This window comes from Citrobacter sp. wls615 (assembly GCF_005281355.1).
Classification (GTDB): domain Bacteria; phylum Pseudomonadota; class Gammaproteobacteria; order Enterobacterales; family Enterobacteriaceae; genus Citrobacter; species Citrobacter werkmanii.
In genome coordinates this window covers 68020-89877 of the sequence record NZ_SZXM01000028.1, presented here as the reverse complement: position 1 = coordinate 89877, position 21858 = coordinate 68020, and the positions used below count along the sequence as shown (strand labels likewise).

Below are 21858 nucleotides of genomic sequence, written 5' to 3'. Positions count from 1 at the left end.
CGGTTTATATCTGTGTGCCCTATTCTGTTCTGGGCAAATTCCGGCGCAGTGGCATGCACACGATGATATGTTTTAATCAAAATTGAGCCGTCGACATTGACTGTGTAGTCAAGCCAGATACGGGGTTGCTTATTCCTGTCGGTCGGAATATCGAAACCACCATCAATCCCCCCCCAGCTGGCATCAGCATTCAGGCCCATACAGCCCTCAATAAGATATTCCCCCACGGCCAGCCGCGTTACTGTTACGCCTTGCGATTCTTCGTTTGTTTCCGCGCTACCGTCAGCAAACAACTTAACTACTGGCGAAGCTGCTTTTAGTGTGCCATCTGCTGCTTTTGTTGTATTGGCCGTATTATAGAATGGGAGCCAGGCACTCCATGTATTTATCATCCTGGTGCGGGTTGCAAAGTTTGAGCCATAAATCTGCATTTGACATACAGTACCAGTCCCATCCGATCCGCCAGGTCTGACCAAAGTAAACATGGGTGCATATGGTAAAAAGAAGTTAACTGATTGCGCCCCTGATGGTGAAACCATCCCCGTTGTAGTGACAGTGTTGGCATCTGCGACAACTGTAGGTGATACATCATTGATATTAGTACCAATACCAAATGCTCCTACCTGTATAACATTATTTATATTTGTTCCTACATTTTTTGTTGCGCAATTACCTAATTCAAGATTTGTACGCGCCGTTGCAGCATCACTCGCTCCCGTACCACCTTGCAAGATGCTAAGTGCTGTCGTTAACCCGGAAAGACTGGTGATATCACTGTTAGCACCAGCGCCAGCTTTTCCGTTAAGCGTTGTTGTTATTCCACCCCATGCAGGCCCGGTGTAAGAGGTTCCATCCGGCAGTTTTACCGTGATATTCCCCGTACCACTGAATACCTGCTGCCAGTTCTGTTTGTCATAATTCAGCCCGCGCAGCGCTTCAGCAGCTTGTGCAACTACGGCTGCTGTGACCAGATTCATAGCGATACGAGGAATTGCAGACCAGGCCGCACCTGACTGCGTTGGTCCGGTGAAATTACTCACCAGTGTCAATGATGTATTGCTGTTGACGGTCTTAACCGGGAGGGTGTAAGGAATACCGCCGACTGTAACGACAATAAAGTCACCGGCCGCCACCTCTGTGGTGAATGACGTACCGTTACCGCTTACAACGGCAGATTTATTGGTGAGTGTAATTGTTCCTGCGGACATAGAATCTCCTGAACGTGCATAAAAAAACCCCGCCGAAGCGAGGTTTAATGATTTCGAAAATTTACTCTCTAAAACTACCACTTCCTCTGACAATGCTAATCATTGGGGAAGAGACACCGTATGTAATGGTTCTGATTGCCCCTGCAGGAATATAATATGTTAATGTTAATTCAACGGTTACATTCGGAGTTGTAACTCCTTTTACTGAAAACCTTACTGGTACAGTACCGCCATCACTTCTGCGGGTTGTCTTTTTTGTGCCATTAATATTTATAGTTACATCAATATATGAACCACTACCCGACACCATGCCTGATAGCAGGATAATATCAAATATAACCGTTTTTGATAGCGAGTCAGTTGCGCTATCTGTGAAATAGTAGTTCCGGGATATTGAGCCAATTAACGCTACAGAGCCGCTACTCTGTTTTGTTTCTTCCTGAATATCGTTGAATACATTTGCATTTATAATATCTCCGATAAAACTTTTAGCCCTTACTTTTCCTGTAAACTCTCCATCACTTGCATATACAGTACCTCTGACTGTTACATTATTGAATTCACTATTTCCATTTTTATTGATATGCCATCCTACCGAGCCAGGTGTATAAACATTCGACTGTATGTACTGCCCAATCTTGGCGTTATCTATGCTGCCATCCTGAATAAACGCATCGCTGATAAACACCTGACCATTCACCCCCGCAAAAGGTGAATTTTCCGTATTCCCGCTGCCACTCATCAGGACGAACTGATTGGCGTTAAATCCGATACGAGTTACCACCGGCTGGCCTGGCTGAGCCAGCGCTGCGATGCTCATTCCGGCGTTATATTCCTGCCCGTTAATACGCAAACCAACCTTCAGCGTATGAATCGCCGATGCGCCAGTGCTGTCTACCATGGCAGTCAATTTGTCCTGTAGCACAGCTGTTACCTGGGAATATTGCTGGCTGGTAGTCTGCCCGAGTATATCCACTTTTCCGTCAACCGCAGAGACTCTGCCATCCACTGTTGACACTTTCCCGTCAACTGAAGTGAGCATCGTGCCCTGCGCCTGCACCTGCGTGGACATTTCCGCCATCGCCTGATTCACATCGGCGATTGTGGTTTTCACCACCAGAATATCCGCGCGTACTTCACCATACTGCGCCCACTGGTGTTCCACCGTTCCATGGTTTGCCAGCGCATTCTGCAACGCAGCTTCCAGATTGGTATCAATGTCGCTTGTCAGGCGATCACCGTCGGCAGACGTCAGGAAGTCATCAGCAATATCTCCCAGGTAATCGTCAGCATTCGCATTGGATTCGCCACGAACCCAGTCTGTCCAGCCTGATTCATTACCCGTTCTGTCTACCAGCTGCGCGCGATACCAGAATTCCTGCCCCGCCTTCAGCCCCAGTTGGGTGTATTCGGCAGACGGATAAGGCACATCCGACAACAAAAGGGGATTTGAGAAATCACTGTTCGCGGTGTACTGAATTTCCGTTTTCAGCGTGTCCCCGGTGTTAGCCGGGAATCCCCAGTTCAGGCGAATCCCCCAGTTGATCGGCGTTGTCGCAAAGCCGACAGGTTTCGGTGGATTTCCCACCTTGCCCGTCAGCGTTTTCTCTTCGGAGTAGCCCCAGCCAGAGGATATTTCAGCGGCATTAATAGCGCGCACGCGCACAAGGTAACGCCCGGCATAAATACCCGGAACATCGAATGACGTGGTGGAGCTGCGCGGCACATTTACCCAGTTACCATCATTGCGGCGCCACTGCGCTTCATAGGCGATAGCATTCTGCGCCTGGTCCCAGCTCACCCGCATGGTTTCGACGCTGATATTCTGCTGCACCACTGAAAACGAGTTGATCACAATGTTAGCCGGCGGCGACTGGTTACCCGGCGGGATCACACTCACCGGCCGCTGGTCAATGATGGCTCCGGTATCGATACGGGTATATTTATCCGGGTCATGCCATGCGCCAGTAATAGAAAAAGTGCCATCATCATTATCGGAGACGCTGACAACTCGATACTGCTGGGCGTAGAGCTCGTCTGACTCAACCACCCATACAGCTTCGGCCTGCGGTGTCTCACTGTATGCCGTAGTGACTGTGACTGATTCCCCGTTAACCGCCTGAATAGTCCTGCTCTGTGACGCGCCGGAGGGAAGATTGAGAATAAGGCGATCGCCTGCTGCTGCATCAGCTACACGGTCAAGTTTTATCACGCGACCGTTAACAGCACTGATGCGGCCACCCATAACTTTGCCAGACAGAAGCTCGTCTGACACCGCGATGATGTATCCCGGCTGCGGAATGTTTCCGTCCAGGCCAACATCAAACGAAACAACGCGATCCTTATTGTTGGTGAGAATACCCCAGCGCCCCTTTCGGTTCGCTTCTGACTGCCTGGTACAGCCGATGGCTGTCATTTCCAGCTGATTAAATCCGTACCTGGCCACCAGAGGCTGCTCAAATACCGGCTCCATCGCATCCGCATAGGCGTTACCCGGATCAGACCAAGAAACCAGCGCCGTGGTATACCGCGTTTTTGTTGTACTGCTGGAATAGGTAAAGCGTCCGTCGATAACGTTAGCGCGGGTGTAAGCGTAATCCACATCTCTTGGCATATCGGCAAGCGCCACAATCTGATCACCGCCCCAGTACGTCATACCCCGGAATATCGCCGCAAAGTCACGCAGCACAGTGTAAGCGTCATTCCTGTCCTGAACATAGACGTTACAGGTATAGCGTGGTTCTGTCCCGCTTCCACCCTTTCCATCCGGTACCGGCTGATCGCAATATTGCGATACTTGGTACAACGTCCATTTATCGATGTTGGCTGCAGTCAGGCGATTACCCAGACCGAAGCGATCGGTAATAACCAGATCGTAAAATATCCACGCAGGGTTATCAGTCCAGGCCCATTTAAACGCCCCTTGCCATGTACCGCTGTAAGTCCTCGTTTCAGGATCATAATTATCCGGCACACGGATCACGCGCATTTTTGGCTCGCAGGAAATCTGCGGGATAGAGCCATTGAACTGGCTTGAGTCGAACTCGATGTAAAGCAGAGCGGTATTCGGATAACGTAATTTGGCGTCAATCACTTCCGTGAAGCTCTGCAGCGTCATTTTGTCACCGATCTTCGCGCTGTTTGCGTCAGCGGTAATCTTGCGTAACCGGATTGTCCAGGTGCTGCCATCCTGTGGTAAATCAATACGGTGGCTGCGCTCATAACCAGATGTTGTTTTCCCGGTTACGCTGGTATTCAGAACGGTTTGCCACGTACCACCATCGGTCTGCAGGTCTACCGCATAATTGATCGAATACCCAACCAGATCGCCGTTATCTTCCTGCTTAAATAACGATGGCCATTTCAGGCGCAGACGAACGGCTGAAAGCTGGGAATTGGTAAAGGTACGTGTCCATGCTGTTGCACTTGAAACCTCAGAGCCAACATTGATCTCATTTTCAGTACCGGGGATACCCTGAATGTAATTCTGCGCCTGCGTCCCTGAACGGAACTCCCACACTACGCCACTGAAATTTTGCGAGCCATCCGCATTCTCAAGCGCGGTACCATCCAGATAAATATCCTTGCCAGTCAACTGTCCTGCAAACTCACCTTCTCCCAGCGCTACGAGTATTTTTGCCTTCGCTACCGACTGCAGATCATCTGGCTGTTCGGTTGGGGTTCGGGAACTGGAACTGCCGCCCTTGCGGCCTTTAATCGTGGTTGCTAAAGCCATATCGCGCCCATAAAAAAAGCCACCCTGAGGTAGCCTGAGAAAAGGATTTTTTCTTACTGCTGATCTTCGACGTAGATTCCAGCAGAAATAATCGCCCCACCAATTCGACGCTTACCATACCCTAGGGGGACGGGATATCCCTGCGCCGCTGTATTGGTTACTCCTCCGAACGCATACGAAGCCCGGTTGTCTGCACCTTGTTTGCTGGCTAATCCGGTTGGTTGAGGAGATAACATCTGGACGACGCCACCCGCCATCATAGCTCCACCAGCCATCATTACATTTACACCCCAAGCCTGGGCAAAACCAAATGTAGCAATGGCACCTACTGCAACAATAACAGCACCCAATATTGTCTGAAGTAAACCAGCCTTTTTGCTTCCGATGATAACCGGTACAATCCTGACCACCTCACCAGTTACCGGAAAACCTAGGTCATCAACTCCTATGTTTTTCTTTCCTTTAAAAATGGCAAAGGTTAGTCCGCGGCGCTTGCTGTTTACCATATAACTTTCAAACCCGGTGATTGTTTTTGCGAGTGCTACACCTGCTTCAGAAACTTTACTGATAAGTCGCCAATGAGTTTTACCAAATATTTTACCGGGTTCGCCGCCGAGCTCAATTCGAGTCATTACTTCAGACATATAAACCTCTTAATAATAAAAAACCCCGCCTGAGCGAGGTTATATATAATTGCTGCATTCAAAATGCTGTAGGGTAGATACCAAAATCACCGTTGGTTCCGTAACCAACTCTAAACATCAATACCCCAGTATCTGTCACCTTACCCGACTGTTCGCTCATGCCTCCGCCACACATACCTTTGGGCCAAGCGCTAAAGATATGATCTCCAATTTTGGGATAGACCGTTACCTTTTGAGCTGTGTCTAAGTCTGCGACCTCCTTGCCATCAACATAAACTCGGGTCATGCAGGCGCTGCCCATAAAACCAGAGTCTCGTTTGATTATTACCTTGCCAGTCCCTTCTTTTTTAACTAGCAGTGTATTGCTGATAACCTGTTTTGCAGGAACATCCTGTGCTTGTTCATTTGTCACCGGCTTAGTTGCACAACCGGCAACCATTAAGATGGAGGTAAAAACTAAAATTCTTTTCATATCCCTATCCCCTTTGGTTTTACAAAAGGTTAGCACAGAGATTTGTAACGTAGAACCTTCATCGTCCTTTCCTGCCAGTAGCCACCATACGGCACGCGCTGGCTTAGGTGTCCGTACAGGTGATGCAGCAGCATATTGCCCTCCAGCAAAATTCCCGCGTGGTTCCACTTTTCAGCCTGGACCTGCATGATCACCATATCGCCTGGTTTCGGTGGCCCGTCGAATTCACGGAATCCGCACTCATACCAGCAATCCTGATAGAAGTTGTCCGGATAGTCGTTTTCCCACCAGGGATAATCAACCCGGTAATCGTGGAGTTCGATACCATGCGTTTGCCGGAAATAGCTCATTACCAGCCCCCAGCAGTCAAAGTGACCAAGTACAAACGGGCGCTCCAGCAGTGGCAACTCTCCGCGCGGCTGAATGGTGCGCAAATCCCCTTCGGGCCAGCTCACGATATGCCAGGTTAAAAGCGTTGCGTCGCATTGCGCTTTATCCAGTTCGCTCGGCTGCGTAGTGGCGTCAGGGTGGCTGTGAACGATGGCGATCACCGTACCCCAGTCCTCAGCGGATGCGTAATCTTCGGGGCAAAGGACAAAATTGTCCTCCGGCGACGCGGCAAGATTCCGGCAAGGAAAATAACGTTCAACGCGGCTTTTCTGCGCTACCACACCACAGCACTCACGAGGATATTCAGCGGCAGCATGCGCCATAATCGCATCAATGGTTTTCTGACGCATATCAACTCCTGATCAGCGACGTACCCGGGAACCCACCAAACGAGAGTTCGTTGCTTTCACCGAACCGAAGTTTGCAGGCCGTCAGCGTGCCGTTGCATTCATCCAGTGACGGATCGCTTACCGGGTTGTTGTTTTTGTCGAAATAGCGCGTACCGGCATAGTCGCAGCCATCGCCGGTGCGGTACTTGTTACGGATGCACCAGGTGCACAACGAATGGAGCTGGCGCGTAGGTATCATCAGCCCCTGCAGATCCATTGGGCTGGAGAGGGTGAATTCGACTACCTCGTTTGTTTCGCTACTCTTTGAATCGATGTAGAAAACCTTCAGCTTTTCCTGGGTCGGATCGGCTGTCGGGTTACCCCCGGTGAAGTTTTTCGCATCGAGATATTTACCCAGGGTGTCGTGTATCGTCACCTTCGCCTGCAGCATATCGTCGTAAGCCAGGCAAAGGGCGGTGATCGAGCTGTCGAGGTTAGCAACCGAAAGTTTTGGTTGCGCACTACTTCCCGAAGTAGAAGCCTCGATCCCCTCAATCTGGCATGGCCACGCTTTATATTCTTCGCCCTGCCACCAGATTGATTTGGCCGGAAGCTTGTTTTCGTCACCGCCGGCCGCCGTTATTTCTGCTTCAGTATGTGCGAGGCTGTAGCTGTGAAACCGTAACACCTCACCTGTACCAAATGCAGTGCCATCCACTTCAAACAGCCTGACCTCATCGCCGGGTTCAAGCTTCTGATAATCTGCGTTAAGACTCATGGTTTATAGGCCTGCTCAAAAGTTGCTGAAAGGTTGAAGAGCCCAGCGCCAAGCGGCGAAGGAGTGTAAGTATCACAGCGATACAACCCCAGTGGTTCAAGCGGTGGGTGCCACTGAAAAGACTTTGTTCCCTGATGGCGATCGAGAAAGTTTTTAATGGCCCCGATATACGCTTCGGTACCGGTAAACTGTAAATTCCACTTTTGTGAACGCGGATTTAAGCCGTCACCGGCCACCTGTTCATATCCGTCACCAAATTTTGCGGAGCGCCGGCGGAACGTTACCTCCTGCTCCGCGTTGATGCGTGGGCACCAGCTGAATGTTTCAAGAGCCATCAGCGGCCTCCTTTTGCAAGGTTCCAGATCGCACCGCCCGGCGCTAAATCTCTCATTATTAGATCCCTGTAACGCCTATCTGTATAAGAACCCACATCTTTCGCGAATTGTTCATAGCCAGATGTCGCTTGAGTGGCCGTATTTCCGTTGCCATCAATGGTGATATATACCTGTGGTGCCCCTCCACTACCTGGCGTGACGCCGCCATTTCCCACGGCGCGGACACCGAGTGAACCATCAGACGCGCGGGTAAGAGGCATAATGGCTTCAGGCCCCGCCTCTCCCATCAGGCCGGCACCTTTTGCAAACGCAAACAACGTCGGTGAACTGACGACAGAGTTACTGTACTGACTGAGATCGGCTGAAGAGTAAACGCCGCCTTTGGCGTTGAGATCGAGATTTGCGGCTGCATTGTTATAAGCGCCGGATGGCGTGGTACCTCCAGTAGATGCGCCAGCAAACAAAGAGCCGATGGAGCTGACCGCGTTCGCGATCATCATATTTACCATCACCTGTTCTATGATTTTCAGAACGCTGATACCCCAGTCTTTCCAGCTCGCTTTATTGCCGTTGAGCATCTCGACAATGTTGCTGCTGATCCCTGAGAGTGCCGTTTTCATGACGTCGGCCGCCTGCATTGCATAGTTCGTGGAATCATCCACCCAGTCGGCAAGTCCGTCACGGGCGCCGGTTACCCAGTCAGCCTGTAGCGCATCAACTTTCTGGTAGTAATCCTCCTGAACTTCGATCCTTTCGGCCTGCGCATCCTTCAGGGCCTGAGTTTCCCGGTCATAAACCGTCTGGCTTATATCACCGGACTGATACTGCTTTTGAAGCTCCCGCTGCTGGTCGAGGAAGTCGCGCTCAATACTCAGGCGTTCCCTGAGCCGCTCACGCTGCTTATTGCCGATTCCGGCACCCTGCACATCCACGCCCAAATTTGCACGTGCATTCTCGTTTTGTGCCTGCAGATTTGCCACAAACGCCGCTACCCTGGCATTTTCTTCATTGGCTTTTTTGACGGCATTCAGGCGATCAACTTCCTGAGCCAGAGACGCAAGTCGCTTTTTCTGCGTTTCGTTAAGCCCCTGCAGCTTGCCGTCAGCTATATCGAACTGCAGTTTTTGCTGCTCGGTCACCACAGCAGTTTTTTTGCCGGTGGTATCGATCAGTTCAATCTGGCGCATGTAACTGCGCTCAGCGCTTTTAAATGCTGAATCCAGTTTCTGACCAGAGGTATTTTTTTGCGGCTTACCGTTTGTCTCCCCGGCGCCAAGGCTATAATTTGTTTTGACTGGCTCGGGTAGTTTAATTTCCGGAAGCGTGGACTGGGAGTTTTTCAAAAAGGCCAGACGCTTCTGGAGCTCAGCCCTTTCGGCCTGTTTACCTGACACATCCATCCCAATTCTGTTGAAACTCGCCAGCACACCTTTATCATCGAGATCGGCATTCAGGTTCTTGATGCGACGTTCAATTTCGGGAATTGAGGCATTCAAACCTACCGATTTGCCGCCTTTGTACTGGTCTATCAGCTTTCCGGCTTCGGCCCCCACCTTTACCAGCCAGGTGGCCAGGTCTACCACCCCACCAACAAGATCAGTCAGCCCCTGAATAACAGCCGGGTCTTTAAATACATCCCCCATATCTCCAATGGATTTCTGAAGTGCACTCAAATCTACGCTGGCAAGTCCCGTCGCAAGTTCAATTTTGACGCCGTTGACCTGCGTCTCCATATCCTCAAACAGGGCGTTAACTTTAACCAGCTTTTCGATATCTGCGTCATCGGGCGCCACGCCAAATTTTTTCGCAGCATCCATGTACTGACGCAGTTTTTCACTGCCATTGTCCAGAAGCGGCAGCAGCTTCGACAGGTCATTGCCCAGGCTTTCGAGGATGGTGGTCTTCTCGGCGTTGGACTTAACTTTCTCCAGTGCGTCACTTATAGCCAGCAGTTGTTTATCGGGAGATTCTCCGGCCAGTTTCTTAGCCGACAACCCAAGAGAGTCCAGGGCGCCGACTGCCTCACCAGATTTATTAAGAACAGCATCGCCGATTTTATCTCCGACATCTTTAAAGATGTCAGCCATCTGATCCCCGGATACACCTGCTTTTTCTGCAGCATATTGCCAGGCCAACAGAGACTGCGTGGACATGTTGAGTGATTTTGCCCAGCGGTCAGACTCGGTTATCTGGCGTGAAGTGGTTTTGAGCAGGTTATACCCAGCCACCCCGGCTCCGACGGCGGCGGCACCGACGGCTGTTGCAAATCCGGTCATGGCAACTGCAGCAGCAGCGGCATCCTCCTTTACCTGCTTACGCCATTTTTGTGAAGCTCGCTCAGCCTGTGAGAGGCCGGAGATAAAACCGCCCACCTTGGCGATCAGGTCGATCGTCAGCGTGCCCAGTGATTTGGAAGCCATAAACTCTCCGTTGGCGGCGTTAGGTCCAGCTGGCTCTGGCCTCCTCTAACGAGATAGGCTCATTTGCAGCTTTGACTTTGGTGAAGTGCAGTGTGAAATCGGTGGGAGTGAATGGTGGATGCTTGGGGTCTCTGTTGACGTTGGCTATCATGCTGGCCACCAGACCAGCCCCCCACTCAACACGCATCATCGGGTTCAGGCTTCCATATCTTTCCCGGTACTTTGCCCAGAGCTGGGACTCTTTGAATGAGAGCGACTCACGCGCTTCGGCAATCGTTTTTCCGCCGATTCCGTTGAGGACGAGCTCGCACCAGAATTCGTCTTCGGCGCTGAGCTCGAAGTCTTTCCCAGATCGTTAACTTCCTGAATAGCCAACAGTAGCGCAACCGTCAGGCCGCCATCCAGTGCACCACGTTCAGGATCGGCCTCACCAGTAATGTCAGCCGGGGTGAAGATGGGTTTACCCTGTTCATCGCAGATGGATGCGGCGATACGCCCTGCCACACCATCGACCTTACCCCCAAAAGCCAGCACATCGGACGTTGCTGTGTGATAACCCATCGGGCGAACATACACGGTCGCGGTGATTTTTTTATCGCCCTGAGTCCAGGTGATTTCTTTCTCAACCGGGCGACCGGTAAACGCGCCGGACTCCTTGAGTGCATCAAGTGTTAATTTCATTATTAATCCTGATTAATAAGGGAGTTGCCGCCCTGATTTTATGGGGTCACGACTTTTGGCACCCATACAGCAGAGCCGGAGCGCTGGACAGATGCAGAAGTAGAAACAACCGTGTTTGCTGCAAAATCAAACGGGAAGTCGGACACATAGCCTTTGAATACGAACCATGTGCGGCTGTCAGGTAGCACCAGGCCATCGACTGCACCGGATGCACCATCTTCAGCAGCAGTTGGCGATGCGTTTCCGTCTGACCATCCAATCGCGAACGTCAGGTCCTGATCCTCTTCGTCGTCCGAAATGGACAGGTTGTAGAGCATGATGTGGCTGGTATTTTTAGGATCAGCGTTAAGCGTCAGTGATGCTGTGCCAGGCGTTCGAAGACCACGCTTATAGCTGCGATCAAAGCGTTCAGAAAGACAGGTGTCTTCAATCTGGTCAGCCGGATTGCTGCCGGGTGAAAATGCAGTGATACATTCAACTTCGCTCACCGCGCCTTTTACGAGCACAAAGAGCTGCGTACCTTGCGTCAATACAGACATTGTTATCTCCGGTTATAAAAAAACCGGCTCAAGGCCGGTTGGGAAGGTTCTTATCGATTGACTATCCAGTCCACATCGAACGAATAGCGATAGCGTTTTGTTTCGGGGTCTCTTTCCTGTCCGCCCCAGCGCGTGATATGCGCGTGCGGCTCAATGGCATCCCGCAGCGCCGTGGCCACGGCAATCACTTCATCCACTGTGTCGGCATATGCATCCACCTGCAGCGTGAAAAAGTCTGCGTCAGGGCGCTGGGCAAGGTAGTTCTCCGGAGAACCGGTGATGTTCTGCCAGACCACATAGGGATAGACCACGTTGTCGTCCTGCTGGCCGAACGGATACAGGCGCAGTGTGTCACCGCCCAGTAGCGCAACCACCGGAGGACTTGCGGCGCAGACGATAAAGATCGGCGCAATCACGGGGGTACTCCTTTTTTCGCCGCGCGCCTGATGGCACGGTCAATAGACTTTTCGTATTCCGAGGCGAATACGCTTACCACTTCGTCCACACTGCCTTGCGCTGCCGGGCGAAGAATGGGCTGGGCTGGCATATTTTCTGTGCCAAACTCCAAAAAACGCCAGTACCAGGTATTCCCGCCTGGATTTTTTGAATTGCCGGGGGTGTAATACAATCTTCCCGCACGAGCTTTCCGCCTGTTTTCGCTTGAATCAGCATACGAAATGGCTCCGCCCAAAACGCCAACCCTGAAAGCCAGATTACCGGTTCTTCGGAATGTAACATTGCTCCATCTGGCCACAATATTTTTGCTTATCGATTCCTTGGTTAGCGGATCATCCACACGGGCTGCGTTATCCCTGGCTTTAGCGGCAATCACATTTGCCGCCTTGCGAAGCGCTGCCCGACCACCACGGCGGCGCAGATCATCGCTGATACTGTCCAGCTTCCCCAGAAGTGAATCGACCCCGGTTATACTAAAATCAATGCCATCAGCCATCGTTAACACCTCGCGAGCAGGGTAGCGTCAGATATTCCCGTCCGCTTTTATCATCTTCCAGTACACCCTGAATGTCGTAAACACGCCCACGGTAAAGAATGCGATGCTTATCCGTGACATCATCACGCCAGCGGATAGTGATCCGCGTTGTTACCTCGCTCTGCCCCGCTTGCGCGGCAACAAAGTCACGGGCTGACAAATCGGCAACGTTAGCCCAAAGCTCAGCCACATCAGCCCATCCACTAACTACTGCACCGGTAACAGGGCTCTGGGTTTTAACAGGCTTCTGAAGCGTGATTCGTTTATTGAGCTTTCCAGCCTGCATCGCTACCCCCTGGGCTTTCCGCTTAGGTAGGTCGGCACCGGGGAATCTAACGTTGTCGTTTCGATGTCATCAGCGAGGGATTGATAGAGTAAAGCGACCAGGGCTTCATTTGACTCCGCCAGGCGGTTCATTGCGTTGGTCTGCGCGGTCATTGCTGCCAGCAGATTTTTTACCTGTTGCTCGTTCATAGGCGATTTTCATCCACTTTTTAAGCCACTCTCGACGGGCGGCGCACCCGGAACATGCCATCAGTGCCACCTCCGGTGCCGTATTAACAGCGCCTCAACACCTAAAGGCATTTCCGTGAGGTTCTGCGCTGCTGCTTCGCGGTTCGCATACCAGTGTGCAATCAGCAAAAGCATTGCTGCCCAGATACCGGGAGTAAACAGGATCTCACGAGGTGGCATTTCCACTTCCTCCGGCGGCGTTAACGATTCCACCAGCGCGCCGTCGCAGAACTGCTCAACATAATCGACGGCCGCTGATGTATAAGCGGTGATTAGCGAATCTTCAGCGTCACTATCAACCCTCAGATGCGTCTTTATCAGCGCCATCTGCTCCGCGCTTATTTCCACCTTTACCCCCGGCTTTGGTTTTTACAGGCTTTTCAGGATCGGAGGTTTTTGCCTTTTCGGGCTCAACCTCTTCGGCGAGGTGCAGTTTCACCAGCGCGTCGCCGATCTCTTTCTTCACCACCCGGCTCTCGCCCTGAGATACCGTACCGAGGTGGTAATGTGAGAACATACGGAGAGCTTTAATTTTCATATCGTAAACGCGGCCATTTCTGACCGCGCCCTGCTGTTATTCGCCGGAAGAAATCGCAATATCGCCAGTGACGATAGCTGCGGGACGGTAGTGCGCCAGCGCCAGACGCTCTTCGCACAGAATGGTCAGCATGTTTTTAACGAAGTTATCGCGATCCTGGTTACTGATCTCGATAGTGGCATCCATGCGGTCCCACACCTGAGACGCCAGGCCAAATGCACCAACGGTGAACTTTCCTGCCGTCTGCGCAGTGGTTGATACAACCGGCAGGCCCCAGAGCACTTTCGACGCAAACGCCTGAGGGCCGCCGAGGATGTAATTGCCATTGGCGTCCTTCAGCAATGCGATGCGATGCCAGTCAGCCGGGTTGAGAATGATGCCGTCGGCTTCGAACTCACTTAGCGACACCTGGTAGATGGCATGCGCCAGAACATCAGCACCAGTATCCCCGGTCGCGTTAAGTGCGGTTTCGTATTCGTTCGCCACCACGTTCAACCCCTGGAGATTGTCGCCGGTGCCATCACCGTTAAGCATCTGATTCTCTTCCACCAGCGCGAGACCGTACATCATGCGGGAATTGATATAGGACTGCAGCGCCGGGGCGTCATCCATAATCTGGCGTGATGCCTGGATCCAGTGGGCAATGGTTTTCACATTCGCCGTTTCTTTGGTGAACGTGATATTACTCTCTGGTTTGAGGGTGCCTTCAGCAACCGGTGCGGCGGCGTTGGTAAACACATTTTCACGCACATATTCCAGCGCGTTACTGGTGATGCGCCCTTGTGCCAGCAGGTCACGAACGGTCAGGCGACGCAGGCCCGGCATCAGAATACCAGGTACCTGCTGGGGCTGTACAAGCACACCGGCGGATGCAGCGCCAGAACCGATCGCCTTATCGAAACTGGTGACTTTCGCTTTGGTACGGGAGCCGTCCCAGCCTTTCATCAGGTCTTCAGAAACGCGCTCCGCAAAGGACTTCTGGGTGGTCTGGTCAGGCGAGTTTCCCGCCAGCTTCTGTTCCAGATCGAACAGGCGGGAGCCGGTGGTTTTCAGCTCTTCCTGCGCTTTGGTCAGGTCGGTCTGCAGCTGTTTGTTGATTTCGCCGTTCTGGCTGATGGATTTACGCTGCTCTTCGATGAGTTCTTTCACTTCTTTCTGTGAATTCTCAATCGCTTTTTCGAGGGTTGCTAATTCAGACATGTGGTACTCCGTTATGCATTCCGCAGATTAGCGGCAAATGAAGTTATGCGCTGTGCCAGCGCGTCAATGTCGCCGCTACCGGACTCGCTCCGGCCTGCGGACTTCACGCGGGCAATAAATGCCTGCGCTTCTGCGCGCGTTAAACCGACTGAATCCCTCAGCCAGGCCTCCGCGTCACGAATGGTTTTGATACTGTCGATGCACTTCATGGCGGTGATACCCGCCAGCTCGTTGGCCGGGAAAGTGCAGACACTGATTTCCCGCAGGTACGAAATATTTTTGAAGATGAGGCCGGACGAACCAACGGTGTAATCATCAGGGCCGACAGAGAATCCCACTGACATCCCATCAACGGTGCCATGTTTCATCGCCGCTTTCAGGTCTTCAGAGAGGCTTAGTCCTGGAGTGAGTTGCCCACGGACAAACAAACCTTTTTCATCCTCATGCATGTAATCCCATTTGCCGACCGGGATAGCGCGCGTCTGATGGTTAAAGAACATCGCCACCTTACGGCTCTGACCGGAAATAACACCGCTGAATGCGCCGGGAAGGATAATATCGCCGTCAGAATCAGTATTATTAAAAACGGAGGCGTACCCCTCAAAGATGCCGCTTTCACCGTCGCCGGTGAACTTAATTTCGGTCTGGTCAAAAGCCAGTGTTTTGTGAATGTCAGGCATCATGGCCCCCATAAAAATTAAGTCCCTTCATTGAGGGACTTATTGTTTGTTCCAAGGTCGGTAATGGGTACGTTCTGCGACTGGCGGGTGGCAACGTCCCCCCCTGGCAGAGGCGGCAGGTTGTCCAGTCGCCGCACTTCGTTAACGGTTCGGATCCCGGTGTTAACCATGATCTGCATAAACGATGCCCGGCTTGTTGAATCACCGCGCAGCAGCCCATCGAGGTTATGCTCAGCGTGAATACTGCCCTGTTCAGACTCTTTAACCAGCCAGCGTTCAATGCTGTACTCCCACCGATCGAGATAGGGCTTGAGTGTGTACTGGAGAAAGCCCAGGTTTTGCTGCTCAATCCCCGAGCCCCACGATGTTGTTTTTTCCACATCACCGACCAGGTGCGGCGGTACACCATAGAACCGCGCCAGCTCGGCAACCTGAAACTTTCGTGCGGCCAGAATTTCCGAGTCCTGAGGAGAGACGCCAATAGCTTGAGTCGTAAAACCGCTCTCCAGGATCCAGAGGCGCTTTTTAACCGGGCCTCCAGCAATCTCCTTGAAGTTTTCCTCCAGCTGTCCACGCTGCTCTTTGGTAAGCACCTTGCCATCGGTCATCAGGATCTGAGGAGACTTCGCGCCGTTTGCGAAAAACTCACGCTGATTGTCTTCCATGGCAATGGCGACACCTGCAGACTTCGCGCTGAACGCCAGCGGAGACAGGCCGGTCAGTCCGTTGAAGCCAAATCCCTTAAGATGGAAAATTTCTTTCTGCGAAAAATTGGCATATTCAGTATCACGCTGGTAGCGATAGATAATGGTTTTGCCGTTTTCACTGAGCCGCACTTCCATATTGGCGCTCATCAGCGGAACCATGCTGATAACGTCGCCGACGCTGTTTCGCTCCACATGCGCGTAGGCGTTTCCATAAGCACAAAGCTGCATGGTCATGGCCTCACGAAACTCCAGCGCGGTCATGAAATTGTTGGGACGGAAGCGCAGTAACCTCGCGAGAGGGTGTGTGCCAGGTACCTTGCTTCTCTGATTGTCTTTGGTCTGGTAGACATCAAGGGGTAATGATGCGGTCACGGTAGAGATAAGCCTGATGCATGCCCACACAGTGCTGATTTGCATATTTCGCTCGTCAGTCACTACGGAGTCGCCAACCACACCGTGCGCGGACGTTCCTGCCATCTGCGAGCCCTTGTCAGGCGTCACAAGGCGGCCCCCTGTCAGGATGGAGGCCATGCGCGCCCAGAATGGCGATCGCGTTCGCAGGTCAATGCTGTAATCGGTATCTGCCATTTTTACACGCTCAAGAAGTTATAAATGAAATCATTGACGTCGCCTGGATCCTCCACCTCATCACTCGTCTGGGCGCCGATTGACATCGCCAGAGCAACCATTCCATCGATACGCCCGCTTGATTTACCTTTCACAAACTTTCGATTTCCGGCGGGATCAGAAATAACCGTGGCGTTTTTGGCGCACATTTCGAGGATCGGATGGTTGCCATGTTTAAGCTGCGCTCCGAGTAGCTTGGCTTCCAGCTCCCTCAGCGCAGGTGACATGGAGACAAAGCCCTGTCCGAATTCCACGAACCGCTCGAGCTCAGTTTCCGTGAATCCTGCGTCTATTAGATGTGGGCGAAGGAAACGCATGTTGTAACGGTCGAACGCCAGCGCCCTGACATTGCAAATGTCGAAAACGCGCCGCAGTTCGCGCGCAATAAATGCATATTCAATGGCCTTTCCGGGTGTTGTATTGAGAAAACCCTGCCTGGCCCAGATGTCATAAGGCACTCGATCGTTACGCGCCTTGTCCGCCAGCCCCTCTTCAGGTAGCCAGAACTTACAGTGCACATCACCCTGGGTTGTGTTGAGTACCAGTGCGGTAAGGTCCGAGACACTGGAAAGGTCCAGCCCGCCCCAGACGGTAGCCCCTGCCAGTTCGCCGGGTTCTTCTTTATTCATGTGCCAGACTGTCTGACTGACGAAAGGACTTTTAGCTTCAACCCTGCGATTCAGCACAAGGTTCTCAAACTCAGCCTGTCGTGACGGGAGGCGCTTCGCGCTGGCGGCCATATCAAGCACTTCTTTCTGGTTCATAAACACATCGAAGGCCGGGTTTGCCAGCCTTATGGCGTCAACGGAGAAAGGATCGATATCTTCCGGGGCCGTCTGTAGACGGACCACCGTGCGCGGGTCAGCACCGGTCAGCCCATCATCAATCAGCAGGCTGAGTAGATCGCTCGCATCGGGCGCCTGAGTGCTGATAATCACCGAGATAGGGTTATCCTGAGCAGCAGTCGCAGTTTCCAGTGCTTCATAAAGGGGATCACGGGGCCCACGAACCTGCCCCAGTTCATCATGCGCGACAAATCGAGGCGAGAAACCATAGGCAGTCGTGGCCTCTGCGCTCAGCGCCCGATAATAAGAACCCAGTTCGGGGCAGTGAATTTCTTTCGCCGAGTCCTTTATCGCCACATACTGCATGAGCACCGGATTCATCCGGCACATCTTGGAGGCTAGGTTAAACAGAATGGCCGCCTGGTCACGCGAGCGTGCGGCAGAATACAGCTGCGAGTTCGGCGCCGCCTCCGGCCCCACCAGGTAGAGCAGCATCAGCATGGCGGTCTCTACCGTTTTGGCGTTCTTTCGCCCACGGCTGATAATTGCGCGACGTGTGCCATGCTTGTTATCGAAAATAGCCCTAAAATCATCCTTCATGAACTCAGCCATTTTCAGTGGCTGGCCCACGAACTTTCCTTCAGGAATAACAATATTTCTTTCGCACCAGAGAATATTTCTCTCGGCTCTTGTCAGATTTTTTTTTGCCATCAAAGAGCCTTAATCAATTTCCCAGGGTTTTTTCTCCCGAGCCAGATTGTTGTGCGCGCGGCCAACTGTTTTTGGGTCGGCAGTAGCCTGGCGGGTGATCCTTAAACGTGTTGCCAGTGAAGATGCCGAGCGCACTTCACGCTCGCGCATGGCAAGAAGCTTGTCGTACCGCTTAAGTCCGTCCTCGCGCGATAGCCACTCCAGTTCAAACTCTTCAAGCTGAGTGGTGATTATTCTGGCCTGAACAACATGGCGGCAGTACATCTCCATCATGTCTCGATGAGTTTCAGTGAATGAACTGGCTGGATTGTCATTAACGAGCCTTACCCATACATTAATTTCCGGATCGCTCAGATGAATGGACGGCTGCAGCCTGCTTTCAGCCAGTGCCGGCAACGAGACAGCAGACGTCGCAGCCAGAGACTTTCTGCCTCGCTGTGCCATCGGTTTTTCCTTTTTTTCTGGACGTTTTTAAAAAAAGAGTTGAGGGCGCGGTCTTTAAGATGTTGCCGCCAGAGTTTTGCCCCTCCCCCCAGGTATCAATGGGTGCAAATGAGAATCCATCTCACTTCTCAATGATGCGCAGGTTTTGAGGGCCGGGACTGGCTGGCGATAATCGCTTGCCGACGCCGAGAGGTATGGTCAGGTTGACCACTGGCAGCGTCTTGCCCGCCTCATGGTTGAGACTGATCGCGGTAACTGACATGAAGCAGATGCCATCAATGCTCAGCTCCAGCAGTTTGCCATCGCGGTATTCAATCTTCAGGTCTTGCATTGCGTTCTCCTGTTACCAGATAACACGGCCTTCATTATCGAACTCGGTGACCGTTCCGCCCTTCTCCATCCTCTGCTTTACCGAGTCGTGGCAGCGCTTGCAAAGCGACTGGAGGTTATCGGGATCATGGAAGAGTGACTCATCTCCCTTGTGCGGGGTGATATGGTCAACGATCGTTGCCGCTATCACCTGATTGCGCCGGAGGTGGAACTCACAAAGGGGTTGCTTCTGAAGCTGGTGATAGCGGAGTCGGTACCAACGCTTGGAATTGTAGAGGCTATGCCAAGGTGAATTGGATGCCATAGTTAATCTCCCTCTGCATTGCTAAATCGCCAATTCCGGCTAACGGCGTGCCCAGGCTCACAGCTGAAAGACTTTCTTTGATGTGCGCGTGCGATGCGCATAGAAAAGCCCCGCATAAGCGAGGCCAGACCGTCAGATGGTGCTACTTACGTGCTGTAGACGAAATCATCACTATCGAGTCGGTGAGAGCCGTAATGAGCTTCATAATCCGCACCGAGTGAAGCTGCTTTTGTTTCAGCAACGTCTTTGGTAGCGTAAACACCGGCTAAATGCCAGGGGGCATTACGGACAACACCCCACCCTTTAACCCATCCTTTATTATCAAGATCGGGCTTTAAACCTTCCGCAACAAACATAGTTATCTCCTTTGGGTACCCGGATTTCATGCTATTCAATTGCGGAAACAAAACAAATGTTATTCAACAAACTCTGCGGTAATCGTTAACCATGTCAAATCAGGGCGGTCATGAGTAACGTTAATAGCATCATCACAGGCGTTAACATCATACATTTTCGAGAATGGGTGCGTCGCCTTACCAGATAGTGAGTCTTCAGCCAGCACTCGTCCATTCTGAATCACCTGGAAATTAACTGTCGCGCCTTGAAGAGCTCCATCACAGCCTTCCTCAAGGCGGACAACCGTAACTTTTAATTTTTTCATCACTTCCCCCGTGCTGTTGCACTATCACAGGCACTCAGTGAATGCCTGCTGTAATGATTACTTCACCAACGATGCTGCGTACTCAATAAGATAGAGTTTCGGCGCGAGCCATATTTTCAGCCAGGTGGGATTCATCAGGGTGGTCAGTACACTCATTCCCCAAATAATTATAAAAACCAACAATGGAAAAATAAAAAAGCTCAGCTCGCCTTTAGCGTCCCATATCAGCGTTGCTGAATACTTTGGGTTGCCTTTGTCCCACGAGTACCCTTCATTACCAAAGGTTCCGATCTGCACTTTGCGCAACTGTTTTTTGACAAGCCAGATGACCAAAGGAATGCTCATCAATGCCATTACAGTGATAATCAGACTGTGGATAAAATTCCACATAAGCAACTGATGAATAACGTCGGGTATTTGCGCCTGGCTGAATGATACTGCTGCATCGATGCCGTTAGCGGCTTTCTGCAGCAGCTCAATGAGTATTTTATTTGCTTGCTCGTTCATAGTTTTACCTTGCTGTTGTTGGACTCTCTCACTGAGTCGTAAATACGTTCACACGTCATTCCGGCGTTGTAGCGTTCGTCAGCGATTCCAGCATAACGTTTAGCTTCTGCTGCAATATCTCCGAGCATGTCGGCGAGCATTCCTGCGGTGGCGTCGGTTGTTTTGCTTCTGACGGCAGCGGCAAGATCTGCGGTGTGCTTTGCGGCGTCCAGGCGGGTGGCAAGCTTTGTTGCTTCGGAGCGCAACTTGCTAACAGTGGTATACAAACCAGCAGCAGTGGCAGCAGATTTAGCGGCTTGTGCTTGTGCATATCTTACGGCCTCATCACGGGCAATTATGCGCCCTTGTTCAATCATGCGGGCAGCTGATTGCGCGTTCGCTGTTCGCGATGATTCCGCGCTATTACGTTCCGCCCACTTTTTTCCCCAACCGCGGTTACTCCACTCGTTTCCGGCGATAAATGCGACGGCCACCAGCACCGAAATGGCAATGAACTGATAGCGCAGGCTCACTGGTCTATCCCCCAGCACGTCAACGCGCTTTCCTGGTCTCGTCGCTCTACCTGACCATAGCACCCATTTTTCTGGCCTTTGGTCAGACGACAGTCGCGGCCACCATCTTTAATCCACCAACGAATAGCTTCACATGCGCCTTTACGGTCGCCAGCATTAATTCGCTTATAGAACGTAGACGGGAAACATTTTCCGGGGCCAATGTTATATGGACAGAAAGACGCGATCCCAGCTTTCTGTGGTTCGGTCAGTGGCACCTTAATATTTCGCTCAACCCATTTGATGGCTTTGTTGCGCTCGATGGCGTTTACCTGGGCGCATTTCTCAGCAGACAGCTTCATGCCCTGAACTACTGGCTTACCATCAACCATCGTGGCGCCACGACAAATGGTCCAGAGTCCACCACCGTCACGATACGCCGTCAGACTATTACCCTCTTTTTCATCCAGAAACTGATCGAGAATCACAGGTGCAGAAGCCCCGGCAAGAATCAAACCAACGACCGCTACGCTCAGTTTATTCTTCAGCTTTAGTGACACTGCCATTAAGCCGGTCCTCCCTTTCCTTTTTCCTGTAATACCAGTTCACTGCACAGGTAATAACAGTGCATGCGATACCGACAATAATTGCCCAGTCGCTCAGGCTTAACCCTGCAATTCTGTCGGCCAACATCCAGGACACCTCTTTTGCTGTTTTGGCTGTTTCGGCATATGCCTTCGCTGATACACCGCAGCCGGTCAGCGTGGTTCCTGTTCCATATGAAAGTCTGCTGTAAATGGCGCTCATTCTGGTCATAGCCTCGTCTCCGATAATTCG

General features: G+C 51.9%; 29 protein-coding genes. All 29 read right to left on the bottom strand.

What is annotated here, in order from left to right; all coding sequences use genetic code 11:
• Positions 1-1208: phage tail protein (locus tag FDX04_RS12145; RefSeq protein ID WP_170975156.1), on the bottom strand; the 1208-nt coding region annotated here is incomplete at its 3' end.
• Between the two features lie 61 nt (positions 1209-1269).
• On the bottom strand, positions 1270-4944 hold the full coding sequence (locus tag FDX04_RS12140) for a host specificity protein J (RefSeq protein ID WP_137371000.1): 3675 nt from the start codon (positions 4942-4944) through the stop codon (positions 1270-1272).
• Positions 4945-4997: 53 nt separating this feature from the next.
• Positions 4998-5588, bottom strand: a complete 591-nt coding sequence (locus FDX04_RS12135; protein ID WP_137370999.1) for a tail assembly protein — start codon at positions 5586-5588, stop codon at positions 4998-5000.
• A 58-nt stretch (positions 5589-5646) separates the two neighbouring features.
• A complete protein-coding gene (locus FDX04_RS12130) occupies positions 5647-6060 on the bottom strand; it encodes a hypothetical protein (protein WP_024262609.1) in 414 nt (137 codons plus the stop codon).
• 29 nt (positions 6061-6089) lie between these two features.
• Complete coding sequence (locus tag FDX04_RS12125; protein ID WP_137370998.1) at positions 6090-6800, bottom strand: C40 family peptidase; 711 nt, start codon at positions 6798-6800, stop codon at positions 6090-6092.
• Position 6801: 1 nt separating this feature from the next.
• The gene (locus FDX04_RS12120; RefSeq protein ID WP_137349857.1) at positions 6802-7557 is read right to left on the bottom strand and encodes a phage minor tail protein L; all 756 of its coding nucleotides are present in this window, start codon (positions 7555-7557) and stop codon (positions 6802-6804) included.
• Entirely contained in the window at positions 7554-7892 is a 339-nt protein-coding gene (locus FDX04_RS12115) for a phage tail protein (protein ID WP_104651402.1), read from the bottom strand. Before FDX04_RS12115 ends, FDX04_RS12120 begins: the two co-directional genes overlap by 4 nt.
• The gene (locus tag FDX04_RS12110; protein WP_137370997.1) at positions 7892-10312 is read right to left on the bottom strand and encodes a phage tail tape measure protein; all 2421 of its coding nucleotides are present in this window, start codon (positions 10310-10312) and stop codon (positions 7892-7894) included. The genes FDX04_RS12115 and FDX04_RS12110 overlap by 1 nt, the downstream gene beginning before the upstream one ends.
• Positions 10313-10507: 195 nt before the next feature.
• Positions 10508-10993: a phage tail assembly chaperone family protein, TAC gene (locus FDX04_RS12105; protein WP_137370996.1), complete on the bottom strand. Its 486-nt coding sequence runs from the start codon at positions 10991-10993 to the stop codon at positions 10508-10510.
• Between the two features lie 38 nt (positions 10994-11031).
• Positions 11032-11532: a phage tail tube protein gene (locus tag FDX04_RS12100; protein WP_137370995.1), complete on the bottom strand. Its 501-nt coding sequence runs from the start codon at positions 11530-11532 to the stop codon at positions 11032-11034.
• A gap of 50 nt (positions 11533-11582) precedes the next feature.
• Positions 11583-11948 (bottom strand): DUF3168 domain-containing protein, encoded by a 366-nt coding sequence (locus tag FDX04_RS12095; RefSeq protein ID WP_097475628.1) that lies wholly within the window; start codon positions 11946-11948, stop codon positions 11583-11585.
• The gene (locus tag FDX04_RS12090; protein ID WP_137370994.1) at positions 11945-12484 is read right to left on the bottom strand and encodes an HK97-gp10 family putative phage morphogenesis protein; all 540 of its coding nucleotides are present in this window, start codon (positions 12482-12484) and stop codon (positions 11945-11947) included. Before FDX04_RS12090 ends, FDX04_RS12095 begins: the two co-directional genes overlap by 4 nt.
• Positions 12477-12809, bottom strand: a complete 333-nt coding sequence (locus FDX04_RS12085; protein ID WP_137370993.1) for a phage head closure protein — start codon at positions 12807-12809, stop codon at positions 12477-12479. Before FDX04_RS12085 ends, FDX04_RS12090 begins: the two co-directional genes overlap by 8 nt.
• A gap of 2 nt (positions 12810-12811) precedes the next feature.
• A complete protein-coding gene (locus FDX04_RS24180) occupies positions 12812-12997 on the bottom strand; it encodes a hypothetical protein (protein WP_157921312.1) in 186 nt (61 codons plus the stop codon).
• 60 nt (positions 12998-13057) lie between these two features.
• Complete coding sequence (locus FDX04_RS12080) at positions 13058-13363, bottom strand: head-tail connector protein (RefSeq protein ID WP_249360706.1); 306 nt, start codon at positions 13361-13363, stop codon at positions 13058-13060.
• Entirely contained in the window at positions 13332-13574 is a 243-nt protein-coding gene (locus FDX04_RS12075; protein WP_137370991.1) for a hypothetical protein, read from the bottom strand. Before FDX04_RS12075 ends, FDX04_RS12080 begins: the two co-directional genes overlap by 32 nt.
• A gap of 36 nt (positions 13575-13610) precedes the next feature.
• The gene (locus FDX04_RS12070; protein WP_097475624.1) at positions 13611-14774 is read right to left on the bottom strand and encodes a phage major capsid protein; all 1164 of its coding nucleotides are present in this window, start codon (positions 14772-14774) and stop codon (positions 13611-13613) included.
• An 11-nt stretch (positions 14775-14785) separates the two neighbouring features.
• Positions 14786-15454, bottom strand: coding sequence for an HK97 family phage prohead protease (locus FDX04_RS12065; protein WP_249935532.1), 669 nt, complete (start codon positions 15452-15454; stop codon positions 14786-14788).
• A 17-nt stretch (positions 15455-15471) separates the two neighbouring features.
• On the bottom strand, positions 15472-16749 hold the full coding sequence (locus FDX04_RS12060) for a phage portal protein (protein WP_137370989.1): 1278 nt from the start codon (positions 16747-16749) through the stop codon (positions 15472-15474).
• Positions 16750-16751: 2 nt separating this feature from the next.
• Complete coding sequence (locus tag FDX04_RS12055; RefSeq protein ID WP_137370988.1) at positions 16752-18284, bottom strand: terminase large subunit; 1533 nt, start codon at positions 18282-18284, stop codon at positions 16752-16754.
• Between the two features lie 9 nt (positions 18285-18293).
• The gene (locus FDX04_RS12050; protein WP_097475620.1) at positions 18294-18728 is read right to left on the bottom strand and encodes a hypothetical protein; all 435 of its coding nucleotides are present in this window, start codon (positions 18726-18728) and stop codon (positions 18294-18296) included.
• Between the two features lie 121 nt (positions 18729-18849).
• Positions 18850-19059: a serine acetyltransferase gene (locus tag FDX04_RS12045; protein WP_137370987.1), complete on the bottom strand. Its 210-nt coding sequence runs from the start codon at positions 19057-19059 to the stop codon at positions 18850-18852.
• 12 nt (positions 19060-19071) lie between these two features.
• The gene (locus FDX04_RS12040) at positions 19072-19362 is read right to left on the bottom strand and encodes an HNH endonuclease (protein WP_137370986.1); all 291 of its coding nucleotides are present in this window, start codon (positions 19360-19362) and stop codon (positions 19072-19074) included.
• Positions 19363-19508: 146 nt separating this feature from the next.
• Positions 19509-19718 carry a hypothetical protein gene (locus tag FDX04_RS12035; protein WP_137370985.1) on the bottom strand — a complete coding sequence of 70 codons (210 nt, stop codon included), beginning with the start codon at positions 19716-19718 and terminating at the stop codon, positions 19509-19511.
• Positions 19719-19777: 59 nt separating this feature from the next.
• Positions 19778-20023: a hypothetical protein gene (locus tag FDX04_RS12030; protein WP_137370984.1), complete on the bottom strand. Its 246-nt coding sequence runs from the start codon at positions 20021-20023 to the stop codon at positions 19778-19780.
• A 57-nt stretch (positions 20024-20080) separates the two neighbouring features.
• A complete protein-coding gene (locus FDX04_RS12025) occupies positions 20081-20530 on the bottom strand; it encodes a hypothetical protein (protein ID WP_137370983.1) in 450 nt (149 codons plus the stop codon).
• Positions 20527-21042, bottom strand: a complete 516-nt coding sequence (locus tag FDX04_RS12020) for a DUF2514 domain-containing protein (protein WP_137370982.1) — start codon at positions 21040-21042, stop codon at positions 20527-20529. Before FDX04_RS12020 ends, FDX04_RS12025 begins: the two co-directional genes overlap by 4 nt.
• Positions 21039-21587, bottom strand: coding sequence for a lysozyme (locus FDX04_RS12015; RefSeq protein ID WP_137370981.1), 549 nt, complete (start codon positions 21585-21587; stop codon positions 21039-21041). The genes FDX04_RS12020 and FDX04_RS12015 overlap by 4 nt, the downstream gene beginning before the upstream one ends.
• Positions 21559-21837 (bottom strand): phage holin, encoded by a 279-nt coding sequence (locus tag FDX04_RS12010; protein ID WP_137370980.1) that lies wholly within the window; start codon positions 21835-21837, stop codon positions 21559-21561. Before FDX04_RS12010 ends, FDX04_RS12015 begins: the two co-directional genes overlap by 29 nt.
• Positions 21838-21858: the final 21 nt, after the last annotated feature.